The sequence below is a fragment of the Providencia sp. 2024EL-00732 genome, from assembly GCF_044006275.1.
GTDB classification, from domain to species: Bacteria; Pseudomonadota; Gammaproteobacteria; order Enterobacterales; family Enterobacteriaceae; genus Providencia; species Providencia huashanensis.
The window spans coordinates 1,083,863-1,094,822 of record NZ_JBIPDG010000001.1 but is presented as its reverse complement, the minus strand read 5'-3'; the positions used below and the strand labels follow the sequence as shown (position 1 = coordinate 1,094,822).

General features: G+C 43.0%; 10 protein-coding genes. 8 read left to right on the top strand and 2 right to left on the bottom strand.

Translation table 11 applies throughout. The features are described from left to right. Nucleotides 1-541 precede the first annotated feature (541 nt). Nucleotides 542-3,823: a ribonuclease E gene (rne, locus tag ACHB7C_RS05050; RefSeq protein WP_395346559.1), complete on the bottom strand. Its 3,282-nt coding sequence runs from the start codon at nt 3,821-3,823 to the stop codon at nt 542-544. Between the two features lie 540 nt (nt 3,824-4,363). Between rne and rluC the strand changes: the two genes are divergently transcribed. Then, a complete protein-coding gene (gene rluC, locus ACHB7C_RS05045) occupies nt 4,364-5,323 on the top strand; it encodes a 23S rRNA pseudouridine(955/2504/2580) synthase RluC (protein WP_071548165.1) in 960 nt (319 codons plus the stop codon). Nucleotides 5,324-5,378: 55 nt separating this feature from the next. On the opposite strand, the gene ACHB7C_RS05040 is transcribed toward rluC, so the two are convergent. After that, on the bottom strand, nt 5,379-5,963 hold the full coding sequence (locus tag ACHB7C_RS05040) for a nucleoside triphosphate pyrophosphatase (protein ID WP_129466068.1): 585 nt from the start codon (nt 5,961-5,963) through the stop codon (nt 5,379-5,381). A gap of 143 nt (nt 5,964-6,106) precedes the next feature. Here ACHB7C_RS05040 and yceD point away from each other — a divergent pair, with 143 nt between their 5' ends. The 7 genes from yceD (at nt 6,107) to acpP (ending at nt 10,912) form a co-directional block, all read left to right on the top strand. Beyond that, nucleotides 6,107-6,631: a 23S rRNA accumulation protein YceD gene (gene yceD, locus ACHB7C_RS05035; protein WP_048607428.1), complete on the top strand. Its 525-nt coding sequence runs from the start codon at nt 6,107-6,109 to the stop codon at nt 6,629-6,631. Between the two features lie 12 nt (nt 6,632-6,643). Then, nucleotides 6,644-6,814, top strand: coding sequence for a 50S ribosomal protein L32 (gene rpmF / locus ACHB7C_RS05030; RefSeq protein ID WP_006660802.1), 171 nt, complete (start codon nt 6,644-6,646; stop codon nt 6,812-6,814). A 12-nt stretch (nt 6,815-6,826) separates the two neighbouring features. Further along, nucleotides 6,827-7,867 carry a phosphate acyltransferase PlsX gene (gene plsX / locus ACHB7C_RS05025; protein WP_071548163.1) on the top strand — a complete coding sequence of 347 codons (1,041 nt, stop codon included), beginning with the start codon at nt 6,827-6,829 and terminating at the stop codon, nt 7,865-7,867. Nucleotides 7,868-7,876: 9 nt separating this feature from the next. Then, a complete protein-coding gene (locus ACHB7C_RS05020) occupies nt 7,877-8,827 on the top strand; it encodes a beta-ketoacyl-ACP synthase III (RefSeq protein WP_042844304.1) in 951 nt (316 codons plus the stop codon). An 18-nt stretch (nt 8,828-8,845) separates the two neighbouring features. Beyond that, nucleotides 8,846-9,778: an ACP S-malonyltransferase gene (fabD, locus tag ACHB7C_RS05015; RefSeq protein WP_042843439.1), complete on the top strand. Its 933-nt coding sequence runs from the start codon at nt 8,846-8,848 to the stop codon at nt 9,776-9,778. Between the two features lie 7 nt (nt 9,779-9,785). Further along, on the top strand, nt 9,786-10,520 hold the full coding sequence (fabG, locus tag ACHB7C_RS05010) for a 3-oxoacyl-ACP reductase FabG (protein WP_048607423.1): 735 nt from the start codon (nt 9,786-9,788) through the stop codon (nt 10,518-10,520). A gap of 155 nt (nt 10,521-10,675) precedes the next feature. Next, nucleotides 10,676-10,912, top strand: a complete 237-nt coding sequence (gene acpP / locus ACHB7C_RS05005; RefSeq protein ID WP_042843441.1) for an acyl carrier protein — start codon at nt 10,676-10,678, stop codon at nt 10,910-10,912. Nucleotides 10,913-10,960 lie beyond the last annotated feature (48 nt).

Here is a 10,960-nt window from a genome sequence, read left to right as displayed (position 1 = left end):
TTACTTGAAATTTATTTAGGTATTCTACTTGTACTTTATTTAGGGATGTAGCGTTGTTGGCTTCACACACTCGCCCTAGTCACATACTGATGTATGCTCCTAGGGCCTCGTTTAGTTTGCCGCCTAGGGACAAGTCGAACTATATAGAGGATTAATTTACTTGAAATTTATTTAGGTATTCTACTTGTACTTTATTTAGGGATGTAGCGTTGTTGGCTTCACACACTCGCCCTAGTCACATACTGATGTATGCTCCTAGGGCCTCGTTTAGTTTGCCGCCTAGCTACAAGTCGAACTATATAGAGGATTAATTTACTTGAAATTTATCTAGGTATTCTACTTGTACTTTATTTAGGGATGTAGCGTTGTTGGTTTCACATACTCGCCCTAGTCACATACTGATGTATGCTCCTAGGGCCTCGTTTAGTTTGCCGCCTAGGTCATCGTAAGTATTAAAAACTTCTTTATAAAAATCAGCTGTAAATAAGAAAAGCCTTGATAGTTTCCTATCAAGGCTTTTATGTTTACAGCTAGCTAGTTCTTAGAAATCAGCAGGTTTTGCCATTTCAGAGGTTGCGACGTTTGAAGCAACATGGCCACCTGCGCCACCTTTACCTTCAAAGGTTGAGGCATCGCGTAGGTATTCTTTAATTTCAAATGGCGCACCCGAGGTTTCAGGGGCAGGCGCTTTAGTCATTGGTGAATACGCATGGCGTTTATGTAAGCTTACAGCGACAACAGTTGATTCGGTGACCTTAACGGGTTCAACCTCTTTAACTATTACGGGCTCTTTTGCTGTCTCAACGATAACCTCAGACGTTGATGTTTCTTCAACGAATTGAGTCACAGTTTCATCAACAGCTTCAGTTTGAGCGGAAGCTTCTTCTACAACGAGCTCAGTTGTTTCTGACTTAACAACAGATTCAACAGGAGACTCAATCACTTGCTCTGTTGTTTCAGGCGCTTTCTCGACGATTGCTGTAGTTTCAGTTAGTGTGTTTTCAGATTGAGTCACTTCAACGGCCTCAATCTCAACAGGTACTGCTTCTACTGGTTGTTCATCGATAGGGGCTTTAACTTCAGCTTCCACAACAGGAGATGCAACCGTTTCTGATACTTCTACCTGAGCAACCTCAACAGCGGTAGCCGTTACAGCAGGAACAATAACCTCTGATTGTGACGCTGTCACTTTTGTTTTTTCAGCCGAAGAGGCTTCATCAACACTTTGTTGTTCCAGCATTTCTTCATTAGTAATGATCGCCATACCTTCTTGTTGTGGTTGGGCGATAGGATAATGAATAAATACTTTACCTGATGCTAGTTCAGGTGAGGCAACCGCAGCGATTAATGGCATTGGCGACTTATTCAAATGACGCTCATCACGGTAGCGACGACGACGTTGCCCACTTACGCGTAAGTGGCGTGGCGAACGACGTGAACGACGAGGAATGATGGTGTCTTGCTTTTCTTCGTCATCTGCTTGAGTGTTTACGCCTTGCAGGTCTTCTGTTTTAACTTCACCTTCAGACTGATTGACAGGCGTTACAACGACAGGCAATGCGGCAAGAGGTTGCGTAGCCACCACTTCCTGTGATGTTTCAACCGAATCTACAACTTGGTCGTTATCGGTAACACGGATTTTCTGTGATAACTGGCGACGTTGGCGACGAGGTGTAACAGGGCGTTGTTGTTCCTCTTTCTCCGCAACATTTTCGACGTTATCTTGTTGAGCATCTTGTTGTGCTTTTGCAGCTTGTTGCTGACGTTTTTCGTCCTGACGGCGACGACGCTCTGCACGTTGCTCACGACGTTGTTGCTGATTATCGCGATTGTTGCTATCAGTTGTTTGCTCATCTTGTTGGCTCGTATTTTTATTATTACGGCCTTTATTACGATTGTTGGTTTCATCCGCAGTCGCATTACGATTATTGCGATTGTCGCGAGTTTCGCGATTTTCATTATCATCGCGGTCACGACGGTTATTATTACGGCGATCATTGTTACGACGACGATCGTTATTACGGCGGCGGTCATTATTATTGCGAGGCTTCGGTGCTGGTTTCTCAACCACCTTTTCTTCTTCCTCACCAAATAGCTTCTTGAAGAAGGCCGCAATTTTACTGAATAAGCCTGGCGTTGCCTGCTCTGTTGTCACGGGTTTTGCTGGGGTTTTTGAAACGGTTTCTTTAGGTTTCACCGCAGGCATGTCGACAGGTTCTTGCAGGGCAAAAGCCGAAATCGCTGGTTGCTCAGGAAGTTTACGCTCTGCAGTCGTTTCATCAATTTGATTTAACGTTTCTGTCTCATGATATTGCGCTAAATTGTAGCTTAGAGTGTTAACTTCTTCGCCTTTACGAATACGGATCACATGGAAGTGAGGCGTTTGCATTTGGTCATTAGGGACAATCACCACACGCACATGGCTTTGGCGTTGTTCAATATCACTGACTGCTTTGCGTTTTTCGTTTAGTAGATAAGACGCGATTTGGACTGGCACAATCGCGTGTACTTCATGGGTATTCTCTTTTAAGGCTTCTTCTTCAATAAGACGAAGCACAGACAACGATAGTGACTCGTTATCACGAATTGTCCCTGTCCCCATGCAACGAGGGCAGACGTGATGGCTTGACTCACCAAGAGAAGGGCTCAAACGTTGACGTGACATCTCCAGTAAACCGAAACGAGAAATACGTGCAATTTGAATGCGCGCACGGTCTTGTCGTACGGCTTCACGTAGACGATTTTCAACTTCACGCTGATGGCGAACCGGTGTCATATCGATAAAGTCAATGACAATCAAACCGCCCAAGTCACGTAGACGTAGCTGGCGAGCAATCTCATCAGCCGCTTCTAAGTTGGTATTGAATGCAGTTTCTTCGATATCACCGCCACGGGTTGACCGTGAGGAGTTGATATCGATAGCGGTTAATGCTTCAGTCGTATCGATGACTAATGCGCCACCTGAAGGCAAACGAACTTCACGTTGGAATGCCGACTCAATTTGCGACTCGATTTGATAATGGCTAAATAAAGGAACATCACCACTATAGTGTTTAATTTTGCTGGCGAAATCACCGCGACCGATAGCTTCAATATGGTTACGAGCCATTTCGACCACTTTCGGGTTATCAATAAGAATTTCACCAATGTCAGGGCGTAGATAATCACGGAACGCACGAACAATAACGTTACTTTCTTGATGAATAAGGAACGGTGCAGGGCGGTTTTCAGCCGCTTTTTGGATAGCATCCCAATGGCGTAAGCGATAAAGTAAATCTTGTTGCAGTGATTCTGCTGATTTGCCTACACCTGCTGTACGGACAATTAACCCCATACCGTCTGGAATTTCTAAAGAAGACAAAGCTTCTTTAAGTTCTGTACGGTCTTCACCTTCAATACGACGGGAAATCCCCCCTGCGCGAGGGTTATTTGGCATTAAAACTAAATAGCTCCCAGCCAAACTAATAAAGGTCGTTAGTGCTGCACCTTTATTGCCTCGTTCTTCTTTATCAACTTGGACAATAACTTCTTGGCCTTCCTTTAACACATCTTTAATGTTAGGACGGCCCTGAGAGTGGTAGTTGCTTGGGAAGTATTCACGAGCGATTTCTTTGATAGGAAGGAAACCGTGCCTTTCAGCGCCGTAGTCAACAAATGCGGCTTCAAGACTGGGTTCAATGCGGGTGATTTTACCTTTGTAAATATTGGCCTTTTTTTGCTCATGACCTGGACTTTCGATATCCAGATCATAAAGACGTTGCCCGTCAACAAGGGCAACACGCAACTCTTCCTGTTGAGTTGCGTTTATTAGCATTCTTTTCATGTTATTACTTACTCAATTATTTTCTTTAAATAAAGAGCAGCGAAAGAATGAGCTACTGTAAACCGATGGCCTCGTGATTTTTACAAAACCGTCTGCCTCGCGGCAGTCGTTCGTATAGAGACGCGCAGTATTCGGTGAACCTGATTTTTAGATTAAAAATTCAGCGTTCTTAATCAGGATGCCGTATGTTATTGAAAACGGAAGTTCCTAACCCAATAAGCTAAAATTCGTTGCTCGCTAATTTATTTGATGTTGCTAAATGTCTTACGCCATTGCTGCATTGTTACGTCATCAAATAAGAAATCCTATATAACGCCAATTTTCGTTTTTTAAACATTTCGGCGACTTCGTATTATTCCATTGCCATAGACATTATAGCAAGTCGATACGGAAGTTATATGGAAATTTTATTTAGAAATAGGATAAATCAGGCAGAAAATAGACAAATTAAAAAAAAAGATAAAAAATTTTGTGGAGTCGGTATGATAGAGAGAGCGAATAAGAGCATATTTTAATCAATTAGAGTTAACGCATTCCCGAATGAATATACAAAACCAAGTTCAATTTATTGAGATCAGCGATGACGAAGCTGGGCAACGCATCGACAATTTTTTGCTCACCAAACTCAAAGGTGTGCCAAAAAGTATGATTTATCGCATTATCCGTAAAGGGGAAGTGCGTGTTAACAAAGGGCGGATAAAACCAGAATATAAATTGCTGGAAGGGGACCAAGTTCGCGTACCGCCAGTTAGGGTTGCTGAGCGTGAAACAGCGCCAGTATCAGCTAAATTAGGGAAAGTGGCAGCGCTTGCTGACTGTATTTTATTTGAAGATGATTATATCTTAGTGCTGAACAAACCTTCTGGAACGGCGGTACATGGCGGAAGTGGGCTCAGTTTTGGGGTGATTGAAGGGCTTAGAGCGCTACGCCCAGAAGCTCGTTTTCTTGAGTTAGTTCATCGCCTTGATAGGGATACATCAGGTATTTTATTGGTGGCCAAAAAACGCTCAGCCCTTAGGGCATTACACGAACAATTGCGCTTAAAGCAAATGCAAAAAGATTATTTAGCGCTAGTTCGAGGAAATTGGCAGTCGCATACTAAGGTCGTTCAAGCGCCGCTACTAAAAAATATCCTCCAAAGTGGTGAGCGAGTAGTAAAAGTTAACAGTGAAGGTAAGCCTTCAGAAACGCGTTTCAAAGTTGAAGAGCGCTTTGAAAATGCAACCTTAATTAAGGCTAGCCCAGTGACAGGGCGTACTCACCAAATCCGTGTACATACTTTATACGCGGGGCATCCCATTGCATTTGATGACCGCTATGGTGACAGGCAATTTGATAGCCAATTGGCGGATACAGGTTTAAACCGTTTATTTCTGCACGCCAGTGCGCTGAAATTCACACACCCAAATACAGGGGAAGAAATGCGCTTACAGGCACCTATGGATGCAGGGTTAACCCGTTGCTTAAAAGTGTTGCGTAACCGTAAAACAGCAATTTAATAGTTTTGGCAGTGACAGAGAGTGAACCCCTGTCACTGCGCCATGCTCTATTTAGTTAGTCGCTTAGGGGGTTAACACCGCACTTTCTCAACATTTCTAATAACAATATGATAGGTAACCCGATTAATGTATTAGGGTCTCTTCCTTCGAGCCGTTCAAACAAAGCAATACCCAATCCTTCAGATTTAAAACTACCAGCACACTGGAAAGGTTCTTCTTTATGCAAATAATGAGTGATTTCGTCATCCGTTAGTTGGCGAAAATAGACATCGAATAATTCACATTGCACATCAAACTTACCTATTTCAGTATCAAGTAAACACAAACCGGTATAAAAGGTAATTTTATTTCCTGATGCGGCTTGTAATTGTTTGAAGGCGTTATCAAAGCTATGAGGTTTGCCAACTATTTTTCCATCAATGACACAGACTTGGTCGGAACCAATGATGAGGTGTTGTGGGTATTGGTTCGCCAAAGCGGCGGCTTTTGCATGGGCTAACCGCATGACCAGTTCTTGAGCCGACTCATGTAAAATAGGCGATTCATCAATGTTAGGTGGAACCGCTAAAAAAGGTAATCCTAATTTTTTTAGCAAGGTTTGTCGGAACTCTGAAGTTGACGCCAAAATAATCGATTTCATGATTTTTCTCGAAACTCGTAGCCAAAAGGGTTAACTCATTTTAAACTATAAAACGCAAAACCTGCGATTTTTTGGTGAAAAGGCGAGTTTACCCCGCCTTTTTCTTTGACTATAGCTCATTACAAAGTTAATATGCGCGCCTTATGCAAAAGGTAAAATTACCCCTGACTATCGATGCGCAGCGTGCAGCTCAGAAAAACCTCGACTATGTCGGGAGTTATACACCTGAGCAAGTTACACGTATTGCCGAATCAGTAGTCAGTGTAGATAGTGATGTAGAAACCGAATTATCATTTAAAATTGATAATCAGCGTTTGACTGTCATTGAGGGGAAATCCCAAGTGGATGTCACCTTAAAATGTCAACGTTGCAGAACTGATTTCAAGCATCATGTCTACGTATCGTATTGTTTTAGTCCTGTCGTCAATGACGAAAAGGCCGAAGCATTACCGGAGCTCTACGAGCCAATTCAAATTGATGAATTTGGTGAAATAGATTTGCTGGGAATGATAGAAGATGAAATAATTCTTTCCTTACCAGTGGTTCCGGTTCATGATTCTGAACACTGTGAAGTGTCCGAAGCGGATATGGTCTTTGGTGAACTGCCTCCTGAGGCAGAAAAACCAAACCCATTTGCCGTATTAGCCAGTTTAAAGAAAAGTACTTAAGGAGTAAGGTCAATGGCCGTACAACAGAATAAACCAACTCGTTCAAAACGCGGTATGCGTCGTTCACATGATGCACTGACTGCTACCCTAGTTTCTGTAGATAAAACTTCCGGTGAAACTCACCTGCGTCACCACGTGACTGCAGATGGTTACTACCGTGGCCGTAAGGTTATCAGCAAGTAATTTGTTGTTACCTTGGCTAATCTAACCATTGCGTTAGATGCTATGGGCGGGGATGTTGGTCCCCGCGTCACGGTGCCTGCTGCATTGCAGGCACTGGCATCTAATCCAGCGCTAAAATTACTGCTAGTCGGTCAACCCGATGCCATTCAACCTTTGCTTGCACAATGCCGTGCAGAGCAACTTTCGCGTGTCGAAATAATCCCTGCGGACGGTGTTATCGCAAATGATGCTAAGCCATCGAATGCCATAAGACAAAGTAAGGGGACGTCAATGCGAGTGGCTTTGGAGTTGGTAAAAACTGGGCAGGCACAAGCGTGCGTGAGTGCAGGCAATACCGGTGCACTGATGGGGTTAGCTAAATTGATGTTAAAGTCGATAGACGGCATTGAACGTCCTGCGTTAATGACCATCTTACCTAATCAGCAAAAAAGCCAAACAGTTGTGCTTGATTTAGGCGCTAATGTCAATTGTAGTAGTGATATGTTAGTGCAATTTGCTGTAATGGGTTCAGTTATGGCCGAAGAAGTGGTCAATATTTCTAAACCTAGAGTCGCTTTGCTCAATATTGGCGAAGAAGAGAGCAAGGGGCTAGATAATATCCGCGAAGCCGCCTCCGTGTTAAAAGAAACAACGTCAATTAACTATATTGGTTATGTAGAAGGTAATGAATTACTGACAGGCAAAACTGATGTATTAGTATGTGACGGCTTCGCAGGTAACGTCTCTTTAAAAACAATGGAAGGTGTCATCCGAGTGATCCTTTCATTGATAAAATCATCAAGTGATCAAAATAAAAAACGCAGTTGGTTGATGCAACTGGCGAAAAAATGGCTAAAAAAACGTTTAATGAAGCGTTTTGGGGATATGAACCCCGACCAGTATAATGGTGCGACTCTGTTAGGATTAAAAGGTATTGTCATCAAGAGTCATGGTGCAGCGAATGAAGGCGCTTTTAAAGCCGCAATTGACCGCGCAGTACAAGCTGTTGAAAAGCAAGTCCCAGAAAGAATAACAGCGCGACTAAATATTGTTTTACCCAGGAGTGATCAATAACCTATGGCTATGTACAGTAAAATCTTAGGAACAGGCAGCTACTTGCCAGCGCAAGTGCGCACCAATGCTGATCTGGAGAAAATGGTTGATACTTCTGATGAGTGGATTGTGACACGCACTGGAATACACGAAAGAAGAATTGCAAACGAAGACGAAAGTGTCTCAGTGATGGGGTTACATGCTGCAAAAAATGCGCTAGAAATGGCTCAAATTGAGGCGGCTGAAATAGGCTTGATTATTGTTGCAACAACATCAGCGACGCATGCCTTTCCAAGCGCAGCTTGCCAAATCCAGCAACTGTTAGGTATTAATGATTGCGCTGCTTTTGATGTCGCCGCAGCTTGTGCTGGTTTTACTTATGCAATCAGCATTGCGGATCAGTTTGTCAAAACAGGTATGACGAAGAAAGCCTTGGTGATTGGCGCTGATGCATTATCAAAAACATTAGACCCTGAAGACCGTGGTACTATTATTTTATTCGGTGATGCAGCAGGGGCTGTAGTTATTGGTGCATCTGAAGAGCCGGGTATTATTTCTACTCATCTGCATGCGGATGGTCGTTATGGTGATTTATTAACATTGCCTAACCGCAGTCGCTGTTCTGAAGACCCAGCGTATTTAACGATGACGGGTAATGAAGTATTTAAAGTTGCAGTGCGCGAATTAGCCCATATTGTTGATGAAACATTGACTGAAAGTGGTATTGCAAAAGAAGAACTTGATTGGTTAGTGCCACATCAAGCAAATTTAAGAATTATATCTGCGACGGCTAAAAAGTTAGATATGACAATGGATAAAGTTGTTGTCACCCTTGACCGTCATGGTAATACTTCTGCAGCATCAGTTCCAACCGCTTTGGATGAAGCGGTTCGAGATGGCCGTATTCAACGTGGTCAACTGGTGCTTTTAGAGGCCTTTGGTGGTGGTTTCACTTGGGGCTCTGCATTAGTTCGTTTTTAATTAACTGAGAAAATAGACATGACACAATTTGCTATGGTATTTCCCGGACAGGGTTCTCAGTCTTTAGGTATGTTAGCGGCACTGGCTGAGGAAAATCAGCTAGTTGAGCAGACATTCGCTGAAGCATCGGAAGCATTGGGTTACGATCTTTGGGCACTAGTACAAAATGGGCCAGAAGAAGAATTAAATAAAACATGGCAGACTCAGCCCGCATTGTTAGCTGCATCCGTGGCTATCTTCCGTGTTTGGAAAGACAAAAATGGTGCGATGCCAGCGATTATGGCGGGTCATAGCTTAGGTGAATACTCCGCGTTGGTATGCGCAGGGGTTATTGATTTTAAACAAGCAATTAAACTTGTTGAATTACGTGGCAAATTAATGCAAGAAGCTGTTCCTGAAGGGACGGGTGCGATGTATGCCATTATCGGTTTAGATAACGAATCCATTGAAAAAGCTTGTCAAGAATCTGCACAAGGCCAAGTTGTTTCTCCGGTTAATTTTAATTCACCTGGGCAAGTCGTTATCGCCGGTGAAAAAGCTGCAGTAGAACGTGCAGGGGCTGCATGTAAAGAAGCAGGAGCAAAACGTGCATTGCCGTTATCTGTGAGTGTTCCTTCTCACTGTGCATTAATGAAGCCTGCTGCTGATAAATTAGCCGATGCGTTAGAAAAAATTGATTTTTGTGAGCCAGACTATCCAGTTATCAACAATGTTGATGTTAAAATAGAGCAATCGGCGCAAAATATTCGTGATGCTTTAGTCCGTCAGCTGTATAATCCAGTCCGTTGGACGGAAACAGTAGAATTGATGGCAGATCAAGGTGTTGAACACCTTATCGAAGTAGGGCCGGGTAAAGTATTGACTGGTCTTACCAAGCGAATTGTCTCTAATTTAACTGCCGTAGCAATCAATGATCCTGTATCATTGAGCACTGCTTTAGAAAATAGCTGAGGAAGACATGGGCTTTGAAGGAAAAATTGCACTGGTAACAGGTGCTAGCCGTGGGATAGGTAAAGCGATAGCTTTAACCTTAATCGCACGCGGTGCAACTGTTATTGGGACAGCAACAAGCGAAAAAGGCGCAGAAGCTATTACCGCTTACCTTGATGGTAAAGGTAAAGGTTTAGCGTTAAACGTGACTGATGCAGCATCAATCGAAGAAACTTTGACCAAGATCCGTAAAGAATTTGGTGAAATTGACATTTTGATTAATAATGCAGGTATCACACGTGATAACCTATTGATGCGTATGAAAGATGATGAATGGCAAGATGTTATTGACACCAATCTTTCATCCGTTTACCGTTTGTCTAAATCCGTTTTGCGTGCCATGATGAAAAAACGTTATGGTCGTATTATTTCTATCGCATCTGTTGTTGGGGTGATGGGAAATGCGGGGCAAACAAACTACGCGGCAGCGAAAGCTGGGCTGATTGGTTTTAGTAAATCATTAGCTCGTGAAATCGCTTCTCGTGGTATTACTGTCAACGTCGTTGCACCTGGTTTTATCGAAACTGATATGACTAAAGCATTGACAGATGAACAGCGTGCAGGCATTTTATCTCAGGTTCCTGCTGATAGACTGGGTGATGCACAAGAAATTGCCAGTGCTGTAGCGTTTTTAGCTTCTGACGAAGCGGCTTACATCACAGGTGAAACATTGCATGTCAATGGTGGCATGTACATGATCTAAAGAAATGATGGAACTATTTGCATTATTAGTGTTATCCAACGCTAAATAATGCAAAATAATGGTTCCAACAGTCGGGATTGGGTTGTATCTTTTCCTGTATTTCATAAACTACGAAAACCATCGCGAAAGCGAGTTTTGATAGGAATTTTAATAGTATGAGCACTATCGAAGAACGCGTTAAGAAAATCATCGTTGAACAACTGGGTGTTGAAGAGAAAGAAGTTGTAAATACAGCTTCATTTGTTGATGACTTGGGCGCTGATTCTCTTGACACAGTTGAGCTGGTTATGGCTCTAGAAGAAGAGTTCGATTGCGAAATCCCTGACGAAGAAGCTGAAAAGATCACAACAGTACAGGCAGCGTTGGATTACGTCGGCAACGCATCTAAATAATTGTACGAAAACTTATCTAGGCGATCACTCGATCGCCTATGTTTCCTT